Origin of the sequence: Sphingopyxis sp. MG (genome assembly GCF_002953155.1) — a bacterium.
Classification (GTDB): Bacteria; Pseudomonadota; Alphaproteobacteria; order Sphingomonadales; family Sphingomonadaceae; genus Sphingopyxis; species Sphingopyxis granuli.
The window spans coordinates 1,786,818-1,808,994 of the sequence record NZ_CP026381.1; the positions used below are offsets into that span (position 1 = coordinate 1,786,818).

General features: G+C 65.5%; 34 protein-coding genes and 2 tRNA genes. 12 read left to right on the forward strand and 24 right to left on the reverse strand.

Annotation, left to right across the window (positions count from 1 at the left end):
• Nucleotides 1–20: 20 nt before the first annotated feature.
• Nucleotides 21–311 (forward strand): hypothetical protein, encoded by a 291-nt coding sequence (locus C3E99_RS19970; RefSeq protein WP_199775080.1) that lies wholly within the window; start codon nucleotides 21–23, stop codon nucleotides 309–311.
• Nucleotides 286–495, forward strand: coding sequence for a hypothetical protein (locus C3E99_RS08270; protein ID WP_158682207.1), 210 nt, complete (start codon nucleotides 286–288; stop codon nucleotides 493–495). Before C3E99_RS19970 ends, C3E99_RS08270 begins: the two co-directional genes overlap by 26 nt.
• Nucleotides 496–660: 165 nt before the next feature.
• Here C3E99_RS08270 and C3E99_RS08275 read toward each other — a convergent pair whose 3' ends face one another.
• Nucleotides 661–873 carry a hypothetical protein gene (locus C3E99_RS08275; RefSeq protein ID WP_104959679.1) on the reverse strand — a complete coding sequence of 71 codons (213 nt, stop codon included), beginning with the start codon at nucleotides 871–873 and terminating at the stop codon, nucleotides 661–663.
• A gap of 250 nt (nucleotides 874–1,123) precedes the next feature.
• Nucleotides 1,124–1,549 carry a thermonuclease family protein gene (locus tag C3E99_RS08280; RefSeq protein WP_324787716.1) on the reverse strand — a complete coding sequence of 142 codons (426 nt, stop codon included), beginning with the start codon at nucleotides 1,547–1,549 and terminating at the stop codon, nucleotides 1,124–1,126.
• A gap of 233 nt (nucleotides 1,550–1,782) precedes the next feature.
• On the opposite strand from C3E99_RS08280, the gene C3E99_RS08285 reads away from it, so the two are divergent.
• Nucleotides 1,783–2,930, forward strand: a protein-coding gene (locus tag C3E99_RS08285; RefSeq protein WP_104959270.1) for an IS3 family transposase whose coding sequence is annotated in 2 segments (ribosomal slippage) — nucleotides 1,783–2,041 and nucleotides 2,041–2,930 — 1,149 coding nt in all. Because the reading frame shifts where the segments join, the coding sequence is not laid out codon by codon here.
• Between the two features lie 21 nt (nucleotides 2,931–2,951).
• Here the strand turns inward: C3E99_RS08285 and C3E99_RS19705 are convergent.
• The 11 genes from C3E99_RS19705 to C3E99_RS08330 all read right to left on the reverse strand — a co-directional run bounded on the left by C3E99_RS19705 (nucleotide 2,952) and on the right by C3E99_RS08330 (nucleotide 7,184).
• The gene (locus C3E99_RS19705; RefSeq protein ID WP_158682209.1) at nucleotides 2,952–3,200 is read right to left on the reverse strand and encodes a hypothetical protein; all 249 of its coding nucleotides are present in this window, start codon (nucleotides 3,198–3,200) and stop codon (nucleotides 2,952–2,954) included.
• Entirely contained in the window at nucleotides 3,190–3,531 is a 342-nt protein-coding gene (locus tag C3E99_RS08290; RefSeq protein ID WP_104959680.1) for a hypothetical protein, read from the reverse strand. Before C3E99_RS08290 ends, C3E99_RS19705 begins: the two co-directional genes overlap by 11 nt.
• Nucleotides 3,521–3,853 (reverse strand): hypothetical protein, encoded by a 333-nt coding sequence (locus tag C3E99_RS08295; RefSeq protein ID WP_158682211.1) that lies wholly within the window; start codon nucleotides 3,851–3,853, stop codon nucleotides 3,521–3,523. Before C3E99_RS08295 ends, C3E99_RS08290 begins: the two co-directional genes overlap by 11 nt.
• On the reverse strand, nucleotides 3,853–4,041 hold the full coding sequence (locus tag C3E99_RS19710; RefSeq protein ID WP_158682213.1) for a hypothetical protein: 189 nt from the start codon (nucleotides 4,039–4,041) through the stop codon (nucleotides 3,853–3,855). The genes C3E99_RS08295 and C3E99_RS19710 overlap by 1 nt, the downstream gene beginning before the upstream one ends.
• Nucleotides 4,038–4,232, reverse strand: a complete 195-nt coding sequence (locus C3E99_RS08300; RefSeq protein ID WP_104959682.1) for a hypothetical protein — start codon at nucleotides 4,230–4,232, stop codon at nucleotides 4,038–4,040. The genes C3E99_RS19710 and C3E99_RS08300 overlap by 4 nt, the downstream gene beginning before the upstream one ends.
• Nucleotides 4,229–4,591: a hypothetical protein gene (locus C3E99_RS08305; RefSeq protein ID WP_104959683.1), complete on the reverse strand. Its 363-nt coding sequence runs from the start codon at nucleotides 4,589–4,591 to the stop codon at nucleotides 4,229–4,231. Before C3E99_RS08305 ends, C3E99_RS08300 begins: the two co-directional genes overlap by 4 nt.
• Nucleotides 4,588–4,773, reverse strand: coding sequence for a hypothetical protein (locus C3E99_RS08310; RefSeq protein ID WP_104959684.1), 186 nt, complete (start codon nucleotides 4,771–4,773; stop codon nucleotides 4,588–4,590). The genes C3E99_RS08305 and C3E99_RS08310 overlap by 4 nt, the downstream gene beginning before the upstream one ends.
• Nucleotides 4,770–5,060 carry a hypothetical protein gene (locus tag C3E99_RS08315; RefSeq protein ID WP_158682215.1) on the reverse strand — a complete coding sequence of 97 codons (291 nt, stop codon included), beginning with the start codon at nucleotides 5,058–5,060 and terminating at the stop codon, nucleotides 4,770–4,772. Before C3E99_RS08315 ends, C3E99_RS08310 begins: the two co-directional genes overlap by 4 nt.
• Nucleotides 5,050–5,487 (reverse strand): hypothetical protein, encoded by a 438-nt coding sequence (locus tag C3E99_RS08320; RefSeq protein ID WP_104959686.1) that lies wholly within the window; start codon nucleotides 5,485–5,487, stop codon nucleotides 5,050–5,052. The genes C3E99_RS08315 and C3E99_RS08320 overlap by 11 nt, the downstream gene beginning before the upstream one ends.
• A gap of 244 nt (nucleotides 5,488–5,731) precedes the next feature.
• Nucleotides 5,732–5,893, reverse strand: a complete 162-nt coding sequence (locus C3E99_RS19975) for a hypothetical protein (RefSeq protein ID WP_199775081.1) — start codon at nucleotides 5,891–5,893, stop codon at nucleotides 5,732–5,734.
• Nucleotides 5,894–6,266: 373 nt separating this feature from the next.
• A complete protein-coding gene (locus tag C3E99_RS08330) occupies nucleotides 6,267–7,184 on the reverse strand; it encodes an N-formylglutamate amidohydrolase (RefSeq protein ID WP_234002646.1) in 918 nt (305 codons plus the stop codon).
• Nucleotides 7,185–7,278: 94 nt separating this feature from the next.
• On the opposite strand from C3E99_RS08330, the gene cpdR reads away from it, so the two are divergent.
• On the forward strand, nucleotides 7,279–7,656 hold the full coding sequence (gene cpdR, locus C3E99_RS08335; protein ID WP_076075253.1) for a cell cycle two-component system response regulator CpdR: 378 nt from the start codon (nucleotides 7,279–7,281) through the stop codon (nucleotides 7,654–7,656).
• Between the two features lie 73 nt (nucleotides 7,657–7,729).
• Nucleotides 7,730–7,804, forward strand: a tRNA-Val gene (locus tag C3E99_RS08340).
• Between the two features lie 54 nt (nucleotides 7,805–7,858).
• Here C3E99_RS08340 and C3E99_RS08345 read toward each other — a convergent pair.
• Complete coding sequence (locus C3E99_RS08345) at nucleotides 7,859–8,647, reverse strand: SDR family oxidoreductase (RefSeq protein WP_076075250.1); 789 nt, start codon at nucleotides 8,645–8,647, stop codon at nucleotides 7,859–7,861.
• Nucleotides 8,648–8,763: 116 nt separating this feature from the next.
• Between C3E99_RS08345 and C3E99_RS08350 the strand changes: the two genes are divergently transcribed.
• Together C3E99_RS08350 and C3E99_RS08355 are read left to right on the forward strand one after the other, a co-directional pair.
• The gene (locus C3E99_RS08350) at nucleotides 8,764–9,630 is read left to right on the forward strand and encodes an alpha/beta fold hydrolase (protein ID WP_076075248.1); all 867 of its coding nucleotides are present in this window, start codon (nucleotides 8,764–8,766) and stop codon (nucleotides 9,628–9,630) included.
• Between the two features lie 45 nt (nucleotides 9,631–9,675).
• Complete coding sequence (locus C3E99_RS08355; protein ID WP_104959688.1) at nucleotides 9,676–10,419, forward strand: energy transducer TonB; 744 nt, start codon at nucleotides 9,676–9,678, stop codon at nucleotides 10,417–10,419.
• 15 nt (nucleotides 10,420–10,434) lie between these two features.
• Here C3E99_RS08355 and C3E99_RS08360 read toward each other — a convergent pair.
• A tRNA-Ser gene (locus tag C3E99_RS08360) sits at nucleotides 10,435–10,527 on the reverse strand.
• 246 nt (nucleotides 10,528–10,773) lie between these two features.
• On the opposite strand from C3E99_RS08360, the gene C3E99_RS08365 reads away from it, so the two are divergent.
• Nucleotides 10,774–11,547: a DUF1134 domain-containing protein gene (locus tag C3E99_RS08365; protein WP_076077820.1), complete on the forward strand. Its 774-nt coding sequence runs from the start codon at nucleotides 10,774–10,776 to the stop codon at nucleotides 11,545–11,547.
• Between the two features lie 380 nt (nucleotides 11,548–11,927).
• On the opposite strand, the gene C3E99_RS08370 is transcribed toward C3E99_RS08365, so the two are convergent.
• From C3E99_RS08370 to petA, 4 genes are read right to left on the reverse strand one after another with little or no spacing between them, the layout of a single operon-like run.
• A complete protein-coding gene (locus C3E99_RS08370; protein WP_104959689.1) occupies nucleotides 11,928–12,482 on the reverse strand; it encodes an adenine phosphoribosyltransferase in 555 nt (184 codons plus the stop codon).
• A gap of 26 nt (nucleotides 12,483–12,508) precedes the next feature.
• Nucleotides 12,509–13,321 carry a cytochrome c1 gene (locus tag C3E99_RS08375; RefSeq protein WP_067106743.1) on the reverse strand — a complete coding sequence of 271 codons (813 nt, stop codon included), beginning with the start codon at nucleotides 13,319–13,321 and terminating at the stop codon, nucleotides 12,509–12,511.
• A 31-nt stretch (nucleotides 13,322–13,352) separates the two neighbouring features.
• Nucleotides 13,353–14,633, reverse strand: coding sequence for a cytochrome b (locus tag C3E99_RS08380; RefSeq protein WP_067106745.1), 1,281 nt, complete (start codon nucleotides 14,631–14,633; stop codon nucleotides 13,353–13,355).
• 13 nt (nucleotides 14,634–14,646) lie between these two features.
• Nucleotides 14,647–15,204, reverse strand: a complete 558-nt coding sequence (gene petA, locus C3E99_RS08385) for a ubiquinol-cytochrome c reductase iron-sulfur subunit (protein ID WP_067106747.1) — start codon at nucleotides 15,202–15,204, stop codon at nucleotides 14,647–14,649.
• A 227-nt stretch (nucleotides 15,205–15,431) separates the two neighbouring features.
• Here petA and C3E99_RS08390 point away from each other — a divergent pair, with 227 nt between their 5' ends.
• Nucleotides 15,432–15,890 carry a tRNA (cytidine(34)-2'-O)-methyltransferase gene (locus C3E99_RS08390; protein WP_067183481.1) on the forward strand — a complete coding sequence of 153 codons (459 nt, stop codon included), beginning with the start codon at nucleotides 15,432–15,434 and terminating at the stop codon, nucleotides 15,888–15,890.
• The gene (gene hemF / locus C3E99_RS08395; protein WP_076075244.1) at nucleotides 15,887–16,747 is read left to right on the forward strand and encodes an oxygen-dependent coproporphyrinogen oxidase; all 861 of its coding nucleotides are present in this window, start codon (nucleotides 15,887–15,889) and stop codon (nucleotides 16,745–16,747) included. The genes C3E99_RS08390 and hemF overlap by 4 nt, the downstream gene beginning before the upstream one ends.
• A 49-nt stretch (nucleotides 16,748–16,796) precedes the next feature.
• Here the strand turns inward: hemF and C3E99_RS08400 are convergent, their stop codons facing one another.
• The gene (locus C3E99_RS08400) at nucleotides 16,797–17,654 is read right to left on the reverse strand and encodes a hypothetical protein (RefSeq protein WP_076075241.1); all 858 of its coding nucleotides are present in this window, start codon (nucleotides 17,652–17,654) and stop codon (nucleotides 16,797–16,799) included.
• 61 nt (nucleotides 17,655–17,715) lie between these two features.
• A complete protein-coding gene (locus C3E99_RS08405) occupies nucleotides 17,716–18,459 on the reverse strand; it encodes a glycerophosphoryl diester phosphodiesterase membrane domain-containing protein (protein ID WP_076075239.1) in 744 nt (247 codons plus the stop codon).
• A 132-nt stretch (nucleotides 18,460–18,591) separates the two neighbouring features.
• On the opposite strand from C3E99_RS08405, the gene lipB reads away from it, so the two are divergent.
• A complete protein-coding gene (gene lipB, locus C3E99_RS08410) occupies nucleotides 18,592–19,245 on the forward strand; it encodes a lipoyl(octanoyl) transferase LipB (RefSeq protein WP_076075237.1) in 654 nt (217 codons plus the stop codon).
• A 9-nt stretch (nucleotides 19,246–19,254) separates the two neighbouring features.
• Nucleotides 19,255–19,596, forward strand: a complete 342-nt coding sequence (locus tag C3E99_RS08415; protein ID WP_076075235.1) for a hypothetical protein — start codon at nucleotides 19,255–19,257, stop codon at nucleotides 19,594–19,596.
• 541 nt (nucleotides 19,597–20,137) lie between these two features.
• Here C3E99_RS08415 and queE read toward each other — a convergent pair.
• The 3 genes from queE to C3E99_RS08430 all read right to left on the reverse strand — a co-directional run bounded on the left by queE (nucleotide 20,138) and on the right by C3E99_RS08430 (nucleotide 22,065).
• Nucleotides 20,138–20,770, reverse strand: coding sequence for a 7-carboxy-7-deazaguanine synthase (gene queE, locus C3E99_RS08420; protein ID WP_076075233.1), 633 nt, complete (start codon nucleotides 20,768–20,770; stop codon nucleotides 20,138–20,140).
• A complete protein-coding gene (gene queC / locus C3E99_RS08425; protein ID WP_067106917.1) occupies nucleotides 20,767–21,465 on the reverse strand; it encodes a 7-cyano-7-deazaguanine synthase QueC in 699 nt (232 codons plus the stop codon). The genes queE and queC overlap by 4 nt, the downstream gene beginning before the upstream one ends.
• A gap of 177 nt (nucleotides 21,466–21,642) precedes the next feature.
• Nucleotides 21,643–22,065, reverse strand: a complete 423-nt coding sequence (locus tag C3E99_RS08430; RefSeq protein ID WP_083675081.1) for a DUF3617 domain-containing protein — start codon at nucleotides 22,063–22,065, stop codon at nucleotides 21,643–21,645.
• Nucleotides 22,066–22,177: the final 112 nt, after the last annotated feature.

Genomic DNA, 22,177 nt, shown 5'->3' on the forward strand with positions numbered 1-22,177 from the left:
CCGGAGAAGGGAGACGGCGCATGACCCGCCTCACCGAATGGTTCGCCACCCTCGCGACCCCGAACAAGGCGGTGATGATCCTCGTCGCGGTCGGCCTGCTGGTGATCGCTGGCGTCACGGCGCTGCATGTCGTCGACACGCTCACCGAGACCGCCGAGCAAAAGGGCGCTGTCACCGAGCGCGCCCAGACCCAAGCCGACATCATCAGGAATGTGGAGAAAGCCAATGCGGCAAAGCAACATTATCGCAGTGACCCTACTGTGCGCCATGACGACTGCCTGCTCGATGCAACCAACCCCGAAGACTGTTAGCGATCATTGCCTGATCGACGCGCCGCTGCCCTACACGCTGGTGCCGAAGGTCGAGCGGGACGCGGCGCAGGCCGAAGGGCGCGAGGTGCACGACGACGGCAACAAGGCGGACAGCGATGCGCTGCGCGATCAGATCGGCGAGCATAATGCTCGGTGGCGGGCGGTGTGCGAGCCGAGAGAGTAACTTGCGGAAAGCACAATTTGCTCTCGGGTTGTGGCCCTATGTCAACCGCGAGGCCCAATGCAGAGTGGACGACTACCCCGGGCGCTACGTCCGAAACCGGCTCGCGGCTTGTGTTACGGCGACCCGTCGGCCCCCTCCGCAACGCGGGGGCTATAACCGATCCGTTCAGTTTCTTCCAGTCGGATACGCACGCTCCATATCTCGGACGCGCCGATAGACCATCCGCCCCATCGTCCGCGATCGGCGCACCATGTAGCGTCCGGGCAGGATGAGGCGCATGTTCGCATCGTGCCGCGTGACCAGCATACCGATCCGGGGAACCAGCACGGTGCGAGGGTGCCATTCATAGACATCGGGTGACACGCGTCGCTTATCCATGACGCCTCTCCTTTCCTTGCATAAAGCGCAAAGAAGTCGTCGAGCGGATCACGGCGCGACGAACTGAGATGGAGAAACGCGCAGGCGCGAGAAAGGGTGCGGGGCTTGATTAAAATTCGGCCTGTGGCATGCTGGCCCCGGCGGGCAAGGCCATGGTCGCTATTCCCTTTCACGACAGGCCGGCACGACGCAGCGCGCGTGCTCCGAAAGGATACCCCGCCACCTTATTTCCGGCTATCGGTTCCATCGCTCACCGCCAGTCATTCCGGATGACAGCGTGGCCCTCGCGCACGAGTTGATCGCCGACGTCTTTCCCATTGACTGTGACGCGGCAGAGGGCGCGCTTGTAGCGATCGGTCCCGTTGCAATGCAACTTGGCCGGCTGCCGCAGGATCACCCTCAGGCGGTCTCTCGCGGCGATGCCAGGCGCAGGGTCGCAGCGATGGCACCGCGGGCTCCCGGGAAGCTCGGGCGCGTCCATGGGGCCGCTTTGGGCGACGAGGCGGACGCGCTCACCGGAACAAGTTCGAAAAGTGTCCCCATCATGCACGGACGCGATGCATGCGTTGCCCTCCGCCCCCTCGCCTACGGAGGCGCCACCCATGCCAGTGACGGCACCAACGAAGCCACCGGCAAGCGCGGCCGGGACAAGGATCGAAAGCATCTTGCCCATCATTCCCCCTTTAGGATGGCGCGGACGGCGAGGCCAAGGGCCGTCAGCGCGCCGCTCTTGTCGGCAACCAGCCCTTGCTTGATCAATGCCCGCCGTGTCGGTGTCCAGTGCGTGTGAGGCCCTTCCTTCACGTAAAGTCTCTGCGCCTCGCTCAGTCCCTTGGCAATCGTCTCAGTGGCCTGCTGCCGGTTTGGTGGACACCGAGATAGGGTGTTTCCACCTATCGGAGGTCCACAATGCAAAGAAGGAAGTTCAGCCGCGAGTTCAAGCTTGAGGCGGTGAGGATGATCCGCGAACGCGGGGTGACGATCGCCCAGGCATCGCGCGATCTGGATGTGCATGCGAACGTGCTGCGTAAATGGGTTCGGGAGCTTGCCGCCGATCCGGGTCATGCCTTTCCCGGTCACGGTCAGATGAAGCCGGAGCAGATGGAGATCGATCGCCTGCGGCGCGAGCTGGCCAAGCTGAAGGCGGAGCGCGACATCCTAAAAAAAGCCGCCGCCTACTTCGCGAGGGACTCGATATGAAGTTCCAGTTCATCGCGAAGCACCGAGGGATCTGGCCGGTGGCATGGATGTGCGGGGCGCTCGGTGTCTCGCGAAGCGGCTTCCATGCCTGGCTGATCCGCCCGCCGTCGCAGCGTGCCCGCGACGACGAGGTGATCGGTGCGAAGGTCCGCGCCAGCCATGTAGGAAGCTATCGCACCTATGGTGCGCGCCGTGTCTGGCACGACCTGCTGGCCGACGGGATATCCTGCGGCCTGCACCGGATCGAACGGCTCATGCGGGCACAGGGTCTGCGAGCCAGGCCGCGGCGACGCGGGCTTCCCAAGGATCATGGCGATCGCTCGGTCATCGCCGGCAACGTGCTCGATCGCCAGTTCACGGCCGACAGGCCGAACCAGAAGTGGGTGGCCGACTTCACCTATATCTGGACAGCCGAGGGATGGCTCTATGTCGCCGCGGTGATCGACCTGTTCTCGCGCCGGGTGGTCGGATGGTCGATGAGCGTCAACATGACGGCACAGCTCGTCACCGACGCGCTGATCATGGCGATCTGGCGGCGCGGCAAGCCCGACGCGCTGCTGCATCACTCGGATCAGGGAAGCCAATATACCAGCGAGCAGTTCCAGCGGCTCATGGCCGATAATGGGGTCACCTGCTCGATGAGCCGGTCCGGCAATGTATGGGATAATGCCGCCATGGAGAGCTTCTTCTCCTCGCTCAAGACCGAGCGGATCGGGAAGAAGGTCTACCGCACGAGGGCGCAGGCGAAGGCCGACGTGTTCGATTATATCGAATGCTTCTACAACCCGACCCGGCGTCACTCGACCCTGGGTTACCTCAGTCCTATCGACTTCGAACGCGAAGCTGGGGTAGCCTGAATGAACCTATCTCGGTGTCCATCAAACCGGCAGCAGGCCACAGCGTCCATCGCTCTGCTCCATGATAGAGGATAGGGCGGCGCGAAGTGGATTATGAAGATCTTCGGCAAACGCGACCGCAGCCCTATCCAGCACCTCATCGCTCCCGAGATATTCCCGGACCGCGGAAGCGATAATATCCGCCGATGACGGCCCGCCAGCGCATAATGCACCTAGCATCGCCTCGCTGGTTAGCGCCTCCGCTATCACCTCTGCCAGCTTATCGCGCATCGGTGCCTCCTTTGACCTTGGCGATGGCGGAATCGTAGGCGCCGAGCGCTTCGTCAAGGTCGCGAACAGCCACGCCCCGCGATACCTTTTTGAACTGACCAATCAGATATTCGGCCGCCTCCACCAGCGCATCCCTCTCTTCGGTAAGGCGGGCGTTCTCGGCGCGGAGGGATTCTGTGGACGCCATGCGATGGCGCGCGAAGCTGACTATCCACGATACCGCCTCTTCCAGCGAAAGCGCGTCCCATTGGTTGAACTCGTCGGCAATGGCATTCCATGCTCTCTTTGCCGCATCGCGATCCGCATCAGACCATTCCAGATCATCCGCCATTGTCGGTCCCTTTCGTGGTGGTAAAGGGTAGCACTTCGGCGCTACCGATGCTTGCCCCGTCCTGTCGGAGCCAGCGCGCGGCAGCGAGAATATGGACACGCTCTGAACCCTCGGCCCTGCTCGCCATCGCCTCTATGACGCGCGCCGCGCGCAACGCAGGATTACCACTCTTGAAGCAATCACCGTCGTGAAGGCAGGTGTGCGCATAAGAGCAGTCAGGCGGGAAGCCATCGCAGATGCTGACCATCGCTTTGGCAAAAAGGTCGTCATCCGCCTCAAGGCCAAGGTGACGCTCCATCTTTCCATAGATTCGAGCGCCCATCACACCCCTCCATCCGTGCGGTATTTAAGGCGGGCGTTCTCGGCGCGGAGCGTGGTGATTTCCTCTGCGGCTTGGTGGGCGAGAGCAGCTAAATCAACTACCGCCGCTTCCAGTGCCGATTCGTCGCATGAAGGAATCAGTATAGAGAGACGCGCTTCGTGCCGCAGCCGTTCGATCAGGTTACTCATGGTTCACCGGCTCCTTGATGGGCGGCCGACAATCCGGTCTTGGTCTGTCGGATGAAATAATCCTTCCCGTTGATGCGATAGGACCAGCCCCAACCAGGGCCGCGCGATTGGGCGAACATCGGGATTTCCTCGATCATCTTGGCGAGCACAGCGGGTGCGTCGGCGGGATCGGCGTCAACGATGAACTTCATTCCCCCTCTCCCGCATCGTCAGACAGCGCCGAAGGGGTGAGAGCGGCGAGATACCCGTCGCTCGATACGGTCAACTCTCCCCGCTCAAGGGCGGTTTGTATCGCATCGTTCACTCGCTTGTTTTGCAGGATGACTTTGCGCTCATTGTCTATCCCGACGTCTCCGGGGAGGGAGTGAGCTTGGCGGTGGCGGGCGAAGGCTTGGACACCATCGTCGTCGTCATCCAGTCCGGATCGGATGCTTTCTAACTGGAACTTGTCAGCCGGAGACAACGGCTCGCCCAAATCGCAGGTGAGCAAGTCCGCTGCAGCGTCCCTGTCCGCCTGCGTCACGGTCACGTCAGTTGCCTTGTCGGTCATTGGTCGTCCTTTTGAGCGGGCATCTCGGTATCTCGGACCTCGACCACGCTCATGTCGAAATCTTGCGGGCCGATGTTCCATTGATCCATGAGCGCCTCTATCGCCTGGTCGGGCAAAGCGTTCTCACCGTCGTCTTCAAATTCGACGGTGACGCTCATATTGATGTCGGCATATTTCTTCATTGCGGGTCCTTCCCGTAGTGCTTGCCCGCGCGGAAACTGGTCTGCGCTATCTGGACAAAGTCGCCCCATGACGCCGGACAGCCAGCGGCTTCCTCGTCTGGCTCGATCGTCGAAAGATATGCCGCCGCTCGCTCGGTCGTTTCGATGATGGCTGCGAGGGCGATCTGCATCACCTCCTGCGCGCTGAAATTACACTGGCCCCGGTCTAGCCCGTCCATGTAATTCGAGTTGGCGTTGACTATCCGCCGCGCCATCGCGCTTTGCTCGGGTGTCGCTTCATCCTTCATGGGAGGGGTTCCTTGCTTTGAGGGCGGCCGACAGCAGCGCCCGAACCGGATCGCCGCCTTGATGCTCGCCATATCCGGGCCAGCTTGTCTGGTGATCGCGGTTGAGGCCGACAGTCGCCCGCGCCACGCCGTAGAGCGTCGTCAGTTCCCATTCGTCGTTGGGGTCGATCAGAGAGCGAACAGCGTCCATGCTGGCTGTGAATTTGACGGGGTCGTCCACGCCGGGGTTTCCACGGCTTCTCCCGGCAGAGGCGTCCGCCCAACGAAGGACTGGATATGCGCCAGACCGATCAATCCAAAGCTCACCTCCCGACTTGGCAAGCCAATCAGGGCGCATGTCGAGCGCGACCGCGATAGCAAGATCAATCTCGCGATCCGCCCCCTCGCTCTTCTCTATCCGTTCGATCAATGAGGATAGGTCGGTCATGTTCCATTCCTTACCCAGCGAGCCACGCGCATTTCGCAACCCATGATGAGACAAATGCCGTTCGCCATGCCGCGGTGCGTCGCCCGTCGATTACAGCCGCATCCGCAGCGCCGGCGCGAAAAGCGATGAACCTTTTCGGCATAGCGATGATGTTCGAGCGCCGATCCGCGGCGCTTCCACTCCTCTGTGCCGTGGCGCCGGTAGCGTTCCTCAAGGTCGCGCGGGGTAGATAGGTCTGGGGTGGTCATGCGGCCTTTCCGGCTTCGTGGCGTGCGTCCATAAACCCCTTTGCCCAGCGATTATGGGCCATGGTCCCGGCACGATACGGATTGCCCGCCTTGCCGTCGCGGTAGGCCCTACGTCCCTCGCGCTCGAATCGTTCGGCGGTTTCGTCGTGGAGGCCCATCACGCGCCTCCCGCTATAGGAGGGGTGGGAGACAGTGCTCCAAGGTTCGGATTGAACCTTATTCGCGGACGAATCGGGAACATGAGGTAAGAAGCGGCACTGGACGGAAAACGAAGTGACGTATTCGCGTCGATGCACGCAGGATCATCGTTTTCGGGAGGCAGGGGCCGGAGGTTCGAATCCTCTCTCCCCGACCAGTTTTCTTTCGCAACATTATTTCTTTCCGCTTCTTGTAACGCGGCGCGGAACGTCCTAGATTGTCGGTACGCCGTCGTGGTTGCCCCCTTTCCACTGCGGCGAGTGCCCCGTCCCATGACGCGGGTGCGTCCTCCCTGGACCCTGGCCACCTCGTACTTCGGTACGAGGTGGTTTTTTATTCGGCCGCTTGCGGCAGCCCTTCGTCGCCCGAAAACAGGCTGTTTGCGGCGGCGACCAGTTCCGCGAGCCAGCGCGAGAGCCGCGCCACGCCCGCGGCGTCGGGTCTGCCCATCCCGTCCAGATACAGGCGTCGATCGATCTCGATCTGAACCGCATGCTGGCCGTCCGCGGGGCAGCCGTGGGTCCGGATGATATGACCGCCGGCATAGGGCTGGTTGCGCGTTACCGGCTCGCCAAGCCCCGCCGCCGCATCGACGACCAGATCGACCAGCGCCGGATCGGCCGTCGCGCCGAAACGGTCGCCGACCACGATCCGCGCGCCATGCCCCGGCTGACCCGACGGAATCGGCGGCATGCTGTGGAGGTCGATCAGGATCGCGTGGCCGAAGCGCGCACGCAGGGCAGCCAGCTCGGCCGCGAGCGCGGCATGATAGGGCCGGTGCAGCGAATCGAGTCGCCAGCGCAGGCCGGCCGCATCCATGGGGCGCTTCCACAGCGGCCCGCAATCGGCGAGGCGCGTCGGGACAACGCCCAGCCCCGCCCGCTCCTTGCGGCCGGGCGCCGAGAATTGCGGGCGCAGCGTCACCGCGACCTCGCCCGGCGCCATCTGGCCTTCGCCGCGATTGCAGTCTGCGACCGCGCGCGCCCACAGGGCCTGGACGACCGTGCCGCCCGCCGCCGTCACACCGGCCGCCAGCAGGTCACACCAGCCATCCTCCAGCCGCTCGAGCATCGCGCGGTCGACGCGCGCCGCCGCCAATATCTCGGGCGGATAAAGACGTCCCGCATGGGGAACCGAGACCAGAACGGGGCCGCTGACCGCAGGCCGATTGACAGCGATGGCGGCGCTCTGGAAGATAGGCTGCGGCATGCGGCCAAGGTGGCAAAATTCGCCCGGCGAATCCAGCGTCACCGAATTTGTTAAGCCTCTGCCACTATGGCGGGCATCGCGACGACGGCAGGATCCCATGGGGCGACGCCGCATGACCAGGGGGCGAATTGACAGCATGATCCGGATTTTGCTGGCCGAAGACGATGACGTGATGCGCGAATATCTGGCGCATGCGCTGACCAGCGCCGGCTATCACGTGACCGCCGTCGACCGCGGCACCGAAGCGGTGCCCTATATCGATTCGGGGACGTTCGACCTGCTGCTGTCCGATATCGTGATGCCGGAGATGGACGGCATCGAACTCGCGCAGCACTGCGCGAAGGCGGCGCCGCAGACGCAGGTGATGTTCATCACCGGCTTCGCCGCCGTCACGCTGCGCGCGGAAGAGAATGTCCCGCAGGCGAAGCTGCTGTCGAAGCCCTTCCACCTCAAGGACCTGGTGCGCGAGGTCGACCTGCTGTTCGGGCGCGCCGACCGGTCGCACCAACAATAATCATCGCCGGGCGCGCGAAAGGCTTGCCAGCCTGCGCCAAGCCCATTAAGGGGCGCGTCACCCCAGAACGTGTGGGCGTGTAGCTCAGTGGTAGAGCACTGTGTTGACATCGCAGGGGTCGCAAGTTCAATCCTTGCCACGCCCACCATTCCCTTCCCATCGCCGCCGACCTGGCCGCGCCGTACATGGCACGGCGCGTCCGTCACAGGCCTTGGGTCTGGTCGATGCGCGACGCATCGCCGACCTGGCTGCCCCCGTCGCAATCGAGGATCGTTCCGGTGATGTAGGCGGCCGCCGGCGAGCAGAGGAACACCGCCGATTCGGCCACTTCCTCGACCTTGCCCCACCGCTTCATCGCAATGCGCGCATAATGCGCCTCGCGGGTCGCCGCGTCGGGCGCCAGCCGCTTCATGCCTTCGGTATCGGCGATCGGCCCGGGCGAAATGCCGTTCACCCGTACGTCGGGGCCCCATTCGAGCGCGAGCGTGCGGACGAGCTGGTTGATCCCGGCCTTCGCGGCGCAGGCATGCGCCTGAAGCGCCATCGCGTTGACCGCCTGCCCCGCCGTGATCGCGATCAGCGACGCGCCGGGCTTGTTCAGCAGGTCGTGACACCCCCGGAAGACGTTGAAGGTGCCGTTGAGATCGATGTCAACGACGGTGCGAAAGGCGTTGGCCGACATGCCGAGCACCGGGGCGAGGAAATTGCCCGCGGCGCCCGAAATGACGATGTCGATCGCCCCCAGCCTGTCGGCGACCGTCTCCATCACCCCGCGAATCGCATCATAATCGCGCACATCGCCCGACAGGCCGAGCGCGCCCGCGCCGATCTCGGCCGCCGCGCGCGCCGCCTTGTCGGGATCGCGCCCGGCGACCGCGACCTTCGCCCCCAGTTCGGCGAAGCGCTTCGCGATGCCGAGGTTGATGCCGCTGGTTCCGCCGGCCACGAACGCCGTCTTGCCGGCCAGCAGATTGTCCCGAAACGTCGTCATCCGTCCTTGCTCCTCGCTCGATTTTCGCGCGGCGACCGCACCCCGATCCGCAAAGCGGGTTGACGGATCGGAATCGGTCGCCTTTTGAAACGCGACCAGACAGCAAGGACGAACCGATGGCAAGTGGCCCCACATCGCACAGCTTCATCTCGCAGCGGCTCAAGCTGCATTATGTCGACTGGGGAAATGACGACGCGCCGCCGCTGCTGCTCGTCCACGGCGGCCGCGATCATTGCCGAAGCTGGGATTGGGTCGCGGAGAGGCTGTGCGACCGTTATCATGTCATCGCGCCCGACCTGCGCGGCCATGGCGACAGCGCCTGGTCGCCCGACGGCAATTACGACATGGACGCCTTCGTCTACGATCTCGCGCAGCTCATCCACCAGCTCGACCTCGCGCCGGTGACGATCGTCGCGCATTCGATGGGCGGCAATGTCGCGCTGCGCTATACCGGTCTCTACCCCGACAATGTGCGCAAGCTGGTGGCGATCGAGGGACTCGGCCCTTCGCCCAAGATGCTCGCCGAACGCGCCGCGAAACCCGTCGCCGACCGCTTCCGCCAATGGATCGAGGACAAGCGCCAGGCCGCCGGGCGCATCCCAAAGCGTTATGCCACGCTCGACGACGCGCTCGCGCGGATGATGGCGGAGAACAGCTATCTGACACCCGAACAGGCGCGCCATCTGACCGTGCAGGGGATCAACCGCAACGAGGACGGCAGCTGGAGCTGGAAGTTCGACAATTATCTGAACGTCTGGTCGGGTTTCGACATGCCGCAGGACGACATTGCGTCGCTGTGGGCGGCGATCGCCTGCCCCACGCTGCTTCTCTACGGCGCCGACAGCTGGGCCTCGAATCCCGAAAAGGACGGGCGGCTCGAGCATTTCCGCACCGCAAAGGTGATCGAATTCGAAAAGGCGGGCCACTGGCTGCATCACGACCAGTTCGATCGGTTCATGTCCACGCTAGAGGAGTTTCTCTAGAATGTCGTCGCGGCGCACGCGGGTGCGCGGAAGGAACGGCGCACGATGGTCTATTCGGGGGTCTATTCGGGGCAGGCATCGAAGGGCGAGCGGGTCGCGGCCGGCACGGCGTCGCTGCTGGTCGCGGCCGCGATCGGACTCGGCCTCGCGAGCGGCCTCGATCTTGCGGTCGTGCGCCGCGCCAGCGAGACGATCGCGGCCATAGCGATTCCCGCACCCCGGCCGGAGCCGGAGGTCGCTCCCGCCCCGCAGCCGACCCCGTCCCGCAGCGCCAGCGGCAAGGCGTCTCCCGCCAACAAACAGGCGAAAGCGGCGGCGGCCACGGCCCCGAAACCGCTGGTTCCACCGCCGAATCCTCCGCCGATCGCGGCCGCCCCGCGCCCCGGCGAGGGAAGCCAGGCGTCGGCGGGTGCCGCCCCGGTCGCCGGACCGGGCTCGGGCGCCGGAGGGCGCGGCGACGGCACCGGCGCCGGCGGCTCGGGGAACGGCACCGGCGGCGGGACGCGGCCGGTCTGGCGCAGCGGCACGATCCGCGACAGCGACTATCCGAAGGCGGCCAGCCGCGCGAAGATCGGCGGAGAAGTCGAGGTCCGCTTCACCATCCAGCCGACCGGGCGCGTCACCGCCTGCCGCGTCACGCGGTCGAGCGGCGACCCCGCGCTCGATTCGACCACCTGCCGGCTGATCGAAGAGCGCTTCCGCTTCCGCCCCGCCACCGACGCGGCGGGCCGGCCGATCGCCAGCAGCTATGGCTGGCGCCAGAACTGGTGGCTCGAACGCCGGCGCTGACCAAATGGGAAAAGGTGGCGGAGACGGAGGGATTCGAACCCTCGGTACCGGATTTACCAGTACGACGGTTTAGCAAACCGTTGGTTTCAGCCACTCACCCACGTCTCCGCATGGCCCGCCGCAAGTGCGACGGTGTTGGCCTGAGCGGGGCCTATAGCCAGCCCCGTGCCAGCCCGCAACGCCTAAGATTCGGCATTTCACGGCTCGTTCGGCGCATTTGACGGCCCGCGCGATTCGGTCCAACGCAAATTCGACTCGGGTCATCGCCGGTTCATTGCCCGAAGACCAAAGCGAGTCATGATTAACGCGACCTTCGGCCCGTCGATGCGGGCCGGACAGCTGTTGGGGGAAGAAATGCGCCGAACGCTCACCACCTTTGCGACCATGGCCCTCGCGTCGATCGGGATGGCGCTCGCGCCGTTGCCGGCGGCCGCGCAGATGACCTCGGTCGATCCGAATACCGCGATCGATTCGGATCTCGACAACCCCGCCCCGCCACCGCCCGTCGATACGCCCTCGACGGCGCCTGAAAGCGAATCCTATGACAGCGACCTCGCGACGGGCAGCGAGCAATATGGCACCACGCCCGACACGACGACCGCAACCACCGATCCGGCGACGGCGGCAACCAGCGCCCAGCCCGGCACGACCTACAAGCAGGACGACCTGATCGGCGCCGCCGAAGGCGTGTTCGGCAAGGGCGCGCAAGGGCTCGCCGCGATGATCGAGGACATTTTGCGCAAGCAGGGCGAACCCAACGCCTATATCGTCGGCCGCGAGGCCAGCGGCGCGCTCGGCATCGGGCTGCGCTATGGGTCGGGAACGCTGTACCACAAGGTCGAGGGCGAACGCCCCGCATATTGGACCGGGCCGTCGATCGGTTTCGACGCGGGCGCCAACGCCGGCAATACCTTCGTGCTCGTCTACAATCTCTTCGACAGCGAAGATCTCTACAAGCGCTATCCGGCGGGCGAAGGCGCCGCCTATCTGCTCGGCGGCTTCAACGCCTCCTATCTGCGCCGCGGCGACGTCGTGCTGATCCCGATCCGCGTCGGCGTCGGGGCGCGGCTCGGCGCCAATGTCGGCTATATGAAGTTCCGCAAGAAGCAGAGCTGGCTGCCCTTCTGATCCCGCCCCGCCAGGGATGAGACGGCTCGCGCTTCGGCACCTGGGCGACGTTCATCTCCCCTCCCGCAGGCGGGAGGGGCTGGGGGTGGGCAGCGACAGTGCAAAGGCCCGCCCCGCTGCGACTAAAGCGTGATGACATCGAATGGAATCGTCATTGCGAGCGGCGAAGCCGCGCGGCAATCCGGAATGTGCGCAAACCGCTCTGGATTGCTTCCCCCGGATCAGGTCCGGGGTCGCAATGACGAAGTGGGTCAATCCAAAGTCATCAGAGTCTAACGAACAAGTTCGTAAGCCTCGCTGCCCCTCCCGCCTGCGGGAGGAGAAAACGGGGCATGGCCCAAACCTCCGCTTCCCACCCCGAAACCGCCGCCGGATTCCCGTTATTCCCCGTCGAAGGCGATCAGCGTTTCGCATGCCAGCCCGGCGGCTGCCAGCCGCGCCGAACCGCCGAGGTCGGGCAGGTCGATCACGAACAGCGCGGCGGCGACCTCGGCTCCGGCGCTGCGCATGAGCTGTGCGGTGGCGAGGATGGTGCCGCCGGTCGCCAGCAGATCGTCGATCAGCACGACGCGATGGCCCGGAAGCACCGCGCCTTCGTGCAGTTCAAGCCGATCGACGCCATATTCGAGCTCGTAATCGACCCCGATCGTCATGCCGGGCAGTTTGCCCGCCTTGCGCACGGGAACGAGCCCCAGCCCCATCGCGGTCGCCATCGCCGCACCGAACAGGAAACCGCGCGCCTCCACCGCCACGATCAGGTCGGGGCGATGGATCGCCGCGCGGTCGCAAAGCCGGCGGACGCTTTCGGCGAAACCGGCAGCGTCGCCAATCAGCGTCGTGATATCCCGAAAGGAAATCCCCGGCTTCGGAAAGTCGGGGATCGTGCGGACGAGCGCCGCGAGGTCGAGATCGGGACGGGGCGGAAGGGCGATCATGCAAGCGGCCGCCCTTCCGTCACCGATCAGTGCTCCTTGTCGGCCCAGATGTTCCGATAGGACAGATAGGTCAGCGTGCTGAAGATCAGCAGGAAGATGAAGGCGCCCCAACCCACCTGCACGCGCTTAACCAGCTTCGGTTCGGCGGTCCAGACCAGAAAGGCCGTCACGTCGCTCGCCATTTGGTCGACGGTCGCCTTGGTGCCGTCGGCATAGGTGACCTGACCGTCCGCGAGCGGCGGCGCCATCGCGAGGTTCAGGTTGGCGAAATAGGGGTTGTAGTGCAGCCCGGTGCCGGGGCGCAGTTCCTTGGGCAGGTTCGCCGGCGGGTTCTGAAAACCGGTCAGCAGCGAATAGATGTAATCCTTGCCGCCTTCGCGCGCCTTGGTGATCAGCGACAGGTCGGGGGGCAGCGCGTTGTTGTTCGCCGCACGCGCCGCGACCTCGTTGGCATAGGGCGCCGGGAAATGATCCGACGGCAGGCCGGTGCGCGTCGCCGGTTCGCCCGTGTCCGGGTTGATCGACGGGATATTGTCATAGCTCTTGGCGAAGCTCTTCACCTGGCCTTCGGTATAGCCCAGGTCCTGAATGTTGCGGAACGCGACGAGGTTAAGGCTGTGACAGGCCGAGCAGACTTCCTTGTAGACCTGCATCCCGCGCTGAAGCTGCGCCTTGTCCCAGTGCGGCACCAGGCCGTCACTGGCGAGCTTCAAATGCTTCGGATGTTTATGGAACTCGTGCGAGGCATTGGGCTCATTGGTGAGCGGCGTCGTGAGTATCGCGAGCACCAGCGCGGCAATGAAACCCAGGCCGACGAGAAAACCGAGCGGACGAACCATGGCTGTATCAGCTCCTATATAAGTCCGGCGCTCAGGCCGTTGCCGCCGACGCGGCGTCGGCATGTTTTGCAAGGACCGCTTCCGTGATCGAATTCGGCATCGGTTCGGGACGTTCGATCCGCGAAACGATCGGCAGAATGATCAGGAAGTGCGCGAAATAATAGATCGACGCGAGCTGGCTCATGATCACATAGGGCTGCTCGGCGGGGCTCATGCCGCACCAGCCCAGGATGAACACGTCGAGGACGAGCAGCCAGAAGAACTTCCGGTACAGCGGACGATAGTTCGACGACTTCACGGGCGAACTGTCGAGCCAGGGCAGGAAGAACAGCAGCGCGATCGCCGCGAACATCGCGATGACGCCCCACAGCTTCGCGTCGATCCACAGGAAGTTGAAGGTGAAGGCGCGCAGGATCGCGTAGAAGGGCCAGAAATACCATTCGGGCACGATATGCGCGGGCGTCGAAAGCGGGTTCGCGGGGATGTAGTTGTCCGCGTGGCCCAGCATGTTCGGGACGAAGAAGGTCAGCGCGACGAACACGAGCAGGAAGATGCCGAGTCCGAACCCGTCCTTCGCGGTGTAATAGGGGTGGAAGGGCACCGTGTCCTGTTCGTCCTTCACCTCGATCCCCGTCGGGTTCGACGAGCCCGGAATGTGCAGCGCCCAGATGTGGAGGATGATGACCCCCGCGATCACGAACGGCAGCAGATAGTGCAGCGAGAAGAAGCGATTGAGCGCGGCGTTGTCGGGCGCGAAGCCGCCGAGCAGCCAGACGCGGACCGGCTCGCCGACCACAGGAATGGCGGAGAAGAAGCCGGTGATGACCTGCGCGCCCCAGAAGCTCATCTGCCCCCAGGGGAGCACGTAACCCATGAAGGCGGTCGCCATCATCAGCAGGAAGATGACGACGCCGAGCAGCCACACCATTTCGCGCGGCGCCTTGTACGACCCGTAATAGAGGCCGCGGAAGATGTGGAGATAGACGACGATGAAGAACATGCTCGCGCCGTTCATGTGCGCGTAGCGGATGAACCAGCCCGCGTTGACGTCGCGCATGATGTGCTCGACCGAGTCGAAGGCGACGCCGGCATTGGCGGCATAATGCATCGCCAGCACGATGCCGGTGATGATCTGGATCGCCAGCGCGGCGCCGGCGAGGACGCCGAAGTTCCAGAAATAGTTGAGATTGCGCGGCACCGGATAACCACCGCCGATGGCATTGTAGACGAGGCGCGGCATCGGCAGCTTCTCGTCCAGCCACTTCATCAGCGGGTGCTGGGGCTGATACTGGTTGGCCCAGGGAAAGCTCATCTTATCTCGCTCCTCAGCCGATCGTCACGACAGTGTCGCTGGTGAAATCATAGGGCGGCACGACCAGATTCTTGGGTGCCGGACCTTTGCGGATGCGCGCCGCGGTGTCGTAGTGCGATCCGTGGCACGGGCAGAAATAGCCGCCGAAATCGCCGCGCGGCTCGCCTTCGGCGGCGCCCAGCGGAACGCAGCCGAGGTGCGTGCAGACACCGAGCGTGATCAGCCAGTTCTCCTTGCCCACCTTGGTCCGCTCGGCCAGCGTTTCGGGGTCGCGCAGTTCGCTGAGCGGCACCTTGTTCGCCTCGGCGATCTCGGCGGGAACGAGGTTGCGGACGAACACCGGCTGCTTGCGCCAGCTCGTCTTGATCGACTGCCCCGGCTGGATCGCCGAAATGTCGATTTCGGTCGACGACAGCGCGAGCACGTCGGCGGACGGATTCATCTGATTGACCAGGGGAAGAACCACCGCGACGGACCCGACTCCGGCAAAACTCACTGCCGCGATATTGATGAAGTCCCGGCGCCGCACGCCATCTTCGATGCCGGCGGAGGTTTCGGTTTCACTGGCCATTCGACTGCCCTTGCATGGGTGAACTGACAAAGTTCCCGGAAAAGGAATGACCCGCCCCTGATGCATGCGCGCGAAACGACGCAGCCCCGGCGGCCCCTCCGGGAATTGCCGGCCTGATAGCCGCACATACCCGCCTTGCCAACAGGCAATTTCCCCTTTTCCGCCAATGCGGCGGGCTTGGCCCCTCGCCTCTCGATTCGCTGCCGGGCCGGCGCTATGGCGGCGACATGGACCTGGCGCTGTTCCAGCCCGAGATCGCGGGCAACGTCGGCACGACGCTGCGCACCGCGGCCTGCCTGGGCGTCGCGGTCCACATCATCGAGCCGTGCGGCTTTCCCTTTTCGGATGCGGCGCTGAAACGCGCCGGCATGGATTACGCCACGCGCGCCAACAGCCGGCGCCACGCCGACTGGGCCGCGTTCCGGTCGTGGAGCGCAGCGGAAGGGAAGCGGCTGGTGCTGCTGACGACGGCCGGAGCGACTCCCCTTCCCGCCTTCGATTTCCAGCCCGGCGACACGCTGCTGCTAGGCAGCGAATCCGCAGGAGCGCCGCCCCATGTCCATGATGCCGCGGCGGCGCGGGTCGCGATTCCGATGCGTCCGGGCTTTCGGTCCTTGAATGTCGCGGTGGCGGCTGGCATCGCGCTCGCCGAAGCGCTCAGGCAGACGAAAGGCTTTCCCGCATGATCACGCTCGATCCCCAGCAACAGGCGGCGCGCGACTGGTTCGAGTCGCTGCGCGACCGGATCTGCGCCGCGTTCGAGGCGATCGAGGCCGAAGCCGGCAGCGACGCCCGCTTCGCTTACACGCCCTGGGACCGCGAGGCCGAGGGGCTCGCCCCCGGCGAAGGCGGCGGCGGGGTGCGCGGGGTGATGACGGGGCAGGTGTTCGAGAAGGTCGGGGTCAACGTCTCGACCGTCGGCGGCCGTTTCGCGCCCGATTTCGCCCAGTCGATCCACGGCGCGGGCGACGACCCCAGCTTCTTCGCCACCGGCATCAGCCTCGTCGCGCACATGGCGAATCCGCATGTCCCCGCGGTCCATATGAACACGCGCTTCCTCGTCACCCAGAAGCGCTGGTTCGGCGGCGGCGCCGACCTCAACCCGCCGATTCCTTATGCCGAGGATACCGACGCCTTTCACGCGCGGCTGCGCGCGGCCTGCGCGCCCTTCGGGCCCGATGTCTATCAGCGCTACGCCAAATGGGCCGACGACTATTTCTTCATCCCGCACCGCGGCGTTTCCCGCGGCGTCGGCGGCATCTTCTACGACCATCTCGAATGCGGCGACGACGCCGAATTCGACCGCAACTTCGAATTCACCCGCGGGGTCGGCGAAGCGTTCCTCGACATCTTCCCGCAGATCGTGCGGCGGCGGATGAACCAGCCGTTCACCGACGCGGACCGCGAGGCGCAACTCGTCTGGCGCGGCCGCTATGCCGAGTTCAACCTCGTCTACGACCGCGGCACGCTGTTCGGACTGCGCACCGGGGGCAATATCGACGCGATCCTGATGAGCCTGCCGCCGGTCGCCAAATGGAGCTGACGGACGGAAGGCGGCTCCACGGTCGGACCGCCTTCCCTCGCGTCGCAGATCAGGCGAACACGTCGCTCCGGTTGGTCCCGCCCAGCGCGCGATAGAGGCCCGCTGGCACCCCGACCTGCAGATAGGCCATCGGGACGCTGAGCAGGATCGCGCCGATGATCAGGCCGAGCATCGACCCGGTGCCCGGCGCGCCGCCGGCCAGCAGCGACACGCCGACGATCATCCCCAGGATCATGAAGATCACGATCAGCGCGACGCCGAGCAGGATGAAATAGGCGAAAATCTTCCACTGCGACGCGGCGGTCATCCGCCACGAAGCGCCGAGCGCGGCGAGCACGTTATAGCTGCGCTGGTCGGCCATATAGGGGCCGGTGCAGCAAAGGCGCGCGGCGAGCCAGACGAGGAACAGCAGGAACAGCGGCGCGATCAGAAAGAATGCCACGCCGATTCCCATCAGCGCCGAACTGCTCGGCTCGCCCCCGCTCGCCAGCGTCGTCAGAGCGCTGCCGAAGAACAGGAAACCGATGATGCCGAGCAGCAGGACCACCACGACCGCCAGCAACAGCACCGGCAACGAAGCGATCATTCCATAGCCGAGCGCCGCGCCGACCGGCTCGCCGCCATTGGTCAGGCCGATCCGCCACGACGCGAAATAGCTGCCCGTCTGGAGCACATAGTTGACGATGCCGAGCAGGACGCCCGTCGCCCCCATCGCCGCGACCAGGCCGGCGCTGTTTTCGGCCATGGCCGCCGGATCGAACATCGTCGCGCCGCCGCCCAGCAGGAGCTGGAGGATCAGCGGCGCCGCGATGCCGACGCCGATCAGCACGATCGCGTGATGGACCGCCTGCCCGCTGAAAAAGCCGGTCGCATAGGACCAGGCCTCGCTTATGCTAATTCGGTTCATATCGTCCGTCTCCCCTGCTTGCCGAACCGGCTTCCGCGCTTCCGCTGTCCGGCCCCTGCCATCATTCGAACAGTTCGCTCCGCCGCACGGCGAGCTGGCGATACGCCGCCGCCGACACCGCGATCGAAACGAAGCTGGCAACCGCGCCGAACCCGGCCTCGACAAGCCCGCTGAGGATCCGGCCGATCCCCGCGCCGGTTCCGCCGACGAGCCCGACGAGGCTGCCGAGGATCACCGATGCGATCCCGAAGACCAGCGCGACCAGGAACAGGAAGAAGAAGATCGACCAGGCATTGCCCTGGGTCAGCCGCCAGCTTTCGCCGATCGCGGCCATGGGATTGCGGATTCGCCGGTCGGCGACCGCGGGCGCGATCAGGGCGAGCCGGCCGACCAGATAGAGTCCCGGCACGATGAGCAGGATGAAGCCCAGCGCCAGCATGATGCCCGCCAGCAGATGCGCCACCACCAGCGTCGGAAACAAAGTCAGCGCAAAGCTCAGCGCCTCGCCGACGCTCGTCCCGGTGCGCGACAGCCACAGCCGCAGGATCGCCAGCGTCCCGGCAATCGTGAACAGCGCCACGATAAGGCTGCCCGGCACCATCTGCCGGATATTCTCGCGAAAGGTCGCCATGATCTGATCGACCGTCGCGCCGCTCGGCGGTTCGATCGGCACCGGGCCGAACCAGGCGACAGCGAGCGCCGGAAGGAAGAGAAAGACTGCCGCGATCGTGCCGGTCAGGCCGCTGTGGGAGCGCAGTAGCTGGACCGCATCGTCCCACGCCGCGCCCATGTCGAATTTTGTCATTGATACCCCGTCGCTTCGGTGGTTCCGTTTTCGGGGGGAGAGTGACGTGCCCGGCCTCTCCTGTCCAGCATTCTCGGCAGTGCCGCGCAGCGCGGGCTTGCGTCGTCGGGAACCGCGAGGCAGGGAACGACCATGCCCGACCCCGTCCTGCCCGAATGGCGCGTCACGCCCGGTCTTGCCGATTATGCGGAGGCGCTTGCCGACATGGAGGGGCGCGCCGCCGCGATCCAGGCCGGCGATGCGCCCGAACGCATCTGGCTGCTCGAACATCCGCCGCTCTACACCGCCGGGACGAGCGCCGATCCCGCCGAACTGCTGGAAGCGCGCTTTCCGGTGCATGTCGCGGGACGCGGCGGCCGCTACACATACCACGGCCCCGGACAGCGCGTCGGCTATGTCCAGTTGGACCTCGCCCGGCGCGGGCGCGACGTGCGCGCCTATGTCTCGGCGCTCGAGGGCTGGGTGATCGACGCGCTGGCGGTTTTCGGTGTCGCGGCGCGGCGCGCCGAGGGGCGCATCGGCATCTGGACCGACGATGCGCAGGGTCGCGAAGCGAAGATCGGCGCGATCGGCGTCCGGGTGCGGCGCTGGGTGACGCTGCACGGCTTTGCGCTCAACATCGCTCCCGACCTGTCGCATTTCTCCGGAATCGTCCCCTGCGGCATCGCCGAATTTCCGGTCACCAGCCTCGCCGCGCTGGGCATCGACGCGGGAATGGATGACGTCGACGCCGCCTTGCGGCAGGCGCTGCCCGCCTTTCTCGACAAGCTTCCGGCAAGCGATTAGGAAGCCCGCATGAACCGTTCGCTTCTCGCTTCGCTCCTGCTTCTTCCCCTTGCCGCCTGCGGTGGCGGCGACAGCGGCGGCTCCTCGACCGCCAAGCTCGACGCGGTGGAGGTGCAGCCGGGCACGATCAGCGATTCGATGATCATCCTCGACGACGCCGCGGGCGACGGCACCGCGATCGACAACAGCGTGCCCGACGATGGGACGAAGAAGGAAGCGGCCAAGCCCGACGAGGCGGCGACGGACGACGCCGATGCCGCCCCCGACGCGGCCGACGACAATCCCGACGCGGTCGACATGCCCGCGGCGCGCAAGGCGGTCACCCCGGAAAGCGCAGCCAAAAAGGGCTGACCCGATCCTTTGCCGAATGTCGTCACGCTGAACCCGTTTCGGCATCCATGGCCCGGCTCTCCTCCGGCCCTCCGGCGCTGCGGCGAAGAAAACGGCAGGCGATGCCAGCCTACAGGCCCCTCAGGCAGATAACGGCCTGATCCCCGGCGAAAGCCGGGGTCCAGATGGCATGGCGCTGCCCCACATGGACCCCGGCTTTCGCCGGGGAACAGCCCCTCGCCGGAAAGCGATAATCGCCAGCTTGTTTCAGGGTCGAGGCGGCATGGTAAGCCCCTCCCCTTCAGGGGAGGGGTTGGGGTGGGGGCTCGAACCCTTGCGCAAGGCCGCTGGCTCCCGGCCCTCCCTTGAAGGGGAAGAATTTAGAGCCTGATGTCATGCGTTGGAATCGTCATTGCGAGGAGCGAAGCGACGCGGCAATCCAGAGTGTGCGTAAACCACCCTGGATTGCTTCGCTCCGCTCGCAATGACGCAAGCAGGTCGATCCAGATCGTCGCGCCTGGAACCCAGGTCGACACCCGCGGCCTTCCCCATGATCCGCCGGTCAGCGCAGCCCCAGATGCTTGTGCGTCTGGAGCGACAGCTGCCAGCGCGGATCGCGCATCACCAGCTCGATGCAGGCGCGTACATTGTCGGCCGCATGCGCGTCGTCGAGCGGCTGGATCAGCCGATGTGCGAAATCGAGGCCGGCCAGACGCCCGACGTCGCTGCCCGGCTGCGGCCAGACCAGTTTCAGTTCGTCGCCGCTCGTCTGGACCAGTTCGCTTCCCGCCTTCGGACTGACGCAGATCCAGTCGATGGCGCGCGGAACCGGCAGCGTGCCGTTGGTCTCGATCGCGATCGTGAAACCTTCGCCGTGCAGCGCGTCGATCAGCGCCCGGTCGACCTGCAGCATCGGTTCGCCGCCGGTCAGCACGACATAGCGACGATCGCGCGCCTCACCCCAGCTTCGCGCGATCGCCGCCGCCAGCGTCGCAGCGTCGGCATATTTGCCGCCCAGCGTTCCGTCGGTGCCGACGAAATCGGTATCGCAAAAGCGGCATACCGCTTTCGCCCGATCGACCTCGCGACCGGTCCACAGGTTGCATCCGGCAAAGCGGCAGAACACCGCGCGGCGCCCCGACCGGGCGCCTTCGCCCTGCAGGGTCAGGAAAATCTCCTTGACCGCATAGCTCATGCCGGGGGCTTCACCGCATAGCGCGTCGGATCGGTCAGCCCCGCCTCGGCAAATCCCTTGCTGCGCAGGCGACAGCTGTCGCACAGCCCGCAATGCAGGCCGTCGGGCGTCGGGTCATAGCAGGACCAGCTCATCCCCGCGTCGATGCCGAGCCGCGCCGCCTCGGCCGCGATATCGGCCTTCGACATATATTGCAGCGGCGCATGGATGCGAAAGGCGACGCCCTGGTCGCCGTCGCGCGTCGCGAGCCGCGCGAGTGCCTCGAAGCCGGCGATGAACTCGGGGCGGCAGTCGGGATAACCCGAATAGTCGAGCGCGTTGACGCCGATCACGATATCCGCCGCGCGGCGCGCTTCGGCAAGGCCCAGGGTCAGCGACAGGAAGATCAGGTTGCGCGCCGGGACATAGGTGACGGGAATATCCTCCCCCACCCCGTCCTTCGGCACCGCGATGTCGGCGGTCAGCGCCGACCCGCCGAAGCGCCGCAGGTCGAGCGGCAGCACGATATGCTCGTCCGCGCCGACCGCGGCGGCGATCCGCGCCGCCGATTCGAGTTCGACGCGGTGGCGCTGGTTATAATCGATGGTGAGCGCGACGATCCGCGCCCCGGCCTCGCGCGCGAGGCCCGCGCAGACCATCGAATCGAGGCCGCCCGACAAAAGGACGACCAAAGGCTTTCCGGCAAGGTCCTGCATGCGCCGCCCGTTACGCTCGCGGCGGCGCCCGCGCAAGGCCCGCGCCGACAAAGGAAACGGGCCGCGCAGCCTTTGCCGCACGGCCCAGTTTGGCATGAAAGCCTTTAGGAAGAAGAACCACACATCGGCTCTGTCTCCCTTTGTGAAGGAAGAAGGTTAAGGCCCGCTTAACGCGGTTCAGCAGCCGCCGATGCGGCGTCCCTCGATCGCCTGCGAAAAGGGCCGTCCTTCGGCGATTCCCTGCGTGTCGATCTGGACGAGGCGGTTGGTCTCGGCGCGAATGGTGGTGCGGCCGTGCCCGGCGCCGGGGCAGGTGTAATGGACCGTCACCGAATTGGGCGTGTCCTCGATGACATAGCGCGAACAGCCCGAGCGCGGGTGATAGACCTGGATCATCCGCCGCGCATCGCCGACGCACAGCGTCTGCATGACCTTGTCGCTGCCGCGCTCGCGAAGCTGCCAGCTTCCCTTTTCGAGCCGGTCGAGCATCGCCAGCGACGGCGCCTGCGCGGGCACAGCGGTCGCACCCGCCGCCACCGCCGCGCTCATCGAAATCCATCGCATGAAGGGAGAGAAGATCGCCATTTCCACCTTGTCCACCGGCTGCCCGCACCCGGGCAAAACGCGACCCTGTGGACAGTCCGTTAGCAAGACGAGGGCGCGGTTTCAACCGCTTGGCGCTGAATAGCGTCGTTTCGTCGCCCCGTTTCGG

Bases quoted from the DNA above. Each gene is read 5' to 3' on its own strand.
- lipB (WP_076075237.1), top strand. From the start codon at position 18,592: ATGCCCGACCCCGTCCTGCCCGAATGGCGCGTCACGCCCGGTCTTGCC.
- petA (WP_067106747.1), bottom strand. From the start codon at position 15,204: ATGGCCAGTGAAACCGAAACCTCCGCCGGCATCGAAGATGGCGTGCGG.
- C3E99_RS08375 (WP_067106743.1), bottom strand. From the start codon at position 13,321: ATGGTTCGTCCGCTCGGTTTTCTCGTCGGCCTGGGTTTCATTGCCGCG.
- C3E99_RS08390 (WP_067183481.1), top strand. From the start codon at position 15,432: ATGGACCTGGCGCTGTTCCAGCCCGAGATCGCGGGCAACGTCGGCACG.
- hemF (WP_076075244.1), top strand. From the start codon at position 15,887: ATGATCACGCTCGATCCCCAGCAACAGGCGGCGCGCGACTGGTTCGAG.
- C3E99_RS08310 (WP_104959684.1), bottom strand. From the start codon at position 4,773: ATGAAGAAATATGCCGACATCAATATGAGCGTCACCGTCGAATTTGAA.
- C3E99_RS08365 (WP_076077820.1), top strand. From the start codon at position 10,774: ATGCGCCGAACGCTCACCACCTTTGCGACCATGGCCCTCGCGTCGATC.
- C3E99_RS08295 (WP_158682211.1), bottom strand. From the start codon at position 3,853: ATGGGCGCTCGAATCTATGGAAAGATGGAGCGTCACCTTGGCCTTGAG.
- queC (WP_067106917.1), bottom strand. From the start codon at position 21,465: ATGCAGGACCTTGCCGGAAAGCCTTTGGTCGTCCTTTTGTCGGGCGGC.
- C3E99_RS19710 (WP_158682213.1), bottom strand. From the start codon at position 4,041: ATGAGTAACCTGATCGAACGGCTGCGGCACGAAGCGCGTCTCTCTATA.
- C3E99_RS08320 (WP_104959686.1), bottom strand. From the start codon at position 5,487: ATGACCGACCTATCCTCATTGATCGAACGGATAGAGAAGAGCGAGGGG.
- C3E99_RS08290 (WP_104959680.1), bottom strand. From the start codon at position 3,531: ATGGCGGATGATCTGGAATGGTCTGATGCGGATCGCGATGCGGCAAAG.
- C3E99_RS08405 (WP_076075239.1), bottom strand. From the start codon at position 18,459: ATGACAAAATTCGACATGGGCGCGGCGTGGGACGATGCGGTCCAGCTA.
- C3E99_RS19970 (WP_199775080.1), top strand. From the start codon at position 21: ATGACCCGCCTCACCGAATGGTTCGCCACCCTCGCGACCCCGAACAAG.
- C3E99_RS08270 (WP_158682207.1), top strand. From the start codon at position 286: ATGCAACCAACCCCGAAGACTGTTAGCGATCATTGCCTGATCGACGCG.
- C3E99_RS08275 (WP_104959679.1), bottom strand. From the start codon at position 873: ATGGATAAGCGACGCGTGTCACCCGATGTCTATGAATGGCACCCTCGC.
- C3E99_RS08415 (WP_076075235.1), top strand. From the start codon at position 19,255: ATGAACCGTTCGCTTCTCGCTTCGCTCCTGCTTCTTCCCCTTGCCGCC.
- C3E99_RS19705 (WP_158682209.1), bottom strand. From the start codon at position 3,200: ATGCGCGATAAGCTGGCAGAGGTGATAGCGGAGGCGCTAACCAGCGAG.
- C3E99_RS08355 (WP_104959688.1), top strand. From the start codon at position 9,676: ATGGTCTATTCGGGGGTCTATTCGGGGCAGGCATCGAAGGGCGAGCGG.
- C3E99_RS08300 (WP_104959682.1), bottom strand. From the start codon at position 4,232: ATGAAGTTCATCGTTGACGCCGATCCCGCCGACGCACCCGCTGTGCTC.
- queE (WP_076075233.1), bottom strand. From the start codon at position 20,770: ATGAGCTATGCGGTCAAGGAGATTTTCCTGACCCTGCAGGGCGAAGGC.
- C3E99_RS08400 (WP_076075241.1), bottom strand. From the start codon at position 17,654: ATGAACCGAATTAGCATAAGCGAGGCCTGGTCCTATGCGACCGGCTTT.
- C3E99_RS08345 (WP_076075250.1), bottom strand. From the start codon at position 8,647: ATGACGACGTTTCGGGACAATCTGCTGGCCGGCAAGACGGCGTTCGTG.
- C3E99_RS08370 (WP_104959689.1), bottom strand. From the start codon at position 12,482: ATGATCGCCCTTCCGCCCCGTCCCGATCTCGACCTCGCGGCGCTCGTC.
- C3E99_RS19975 (WP_199775081.1), bottom strand. From the start codon at position 5,893: ATGGGCCTCCACGACGAAACCGCCGAACGATTCGAGCGCGAGGGACGT.
- C3E99_RS08315 (WP_158682215.1), bottom strand. From the start codon at position 5,060: ATGAAGGATGAAGCGACACCCGAGCAAAGCGCGATGGCGCGGCGGATA.
- C3E99_RS08350 (WP_076075248.1), top strand. From the start codon at position 8,764: ATGGCAAGTGGCCCCACATCGCACAGCTTCATCTCGCAGCGGCTCAAG.
- C3E99_RS08380 (WP_067106745.1), bottom strand. From the start codon at position 14,633: ATGAGCTTTCCCTGGGCCAACCAGTATCAGCCCCAGCACCCGCTGATG.
- C3E99_RS08280 (WP_324787716.1), bottom strand. From the start codon at position 1,549: ATGATGGGCAAGATGCTTTCGATCCTTGTCCCGGCCGCGCTTGCCGGT.
- cpdR (WP_076075253.1), top strand. From the start codon at position 7,279: ATGATCCGGATTTTGCTGGCCGAAGACGATGACGTGATGCGCGAATAT.
- C3E99_RS08305 (WP_104959683.1), bottom strand. From the start codon at position 4,591: ATGACCGACAAGGCAACTGACGTGACCGTGACGCAGGCGGACAGGGAC.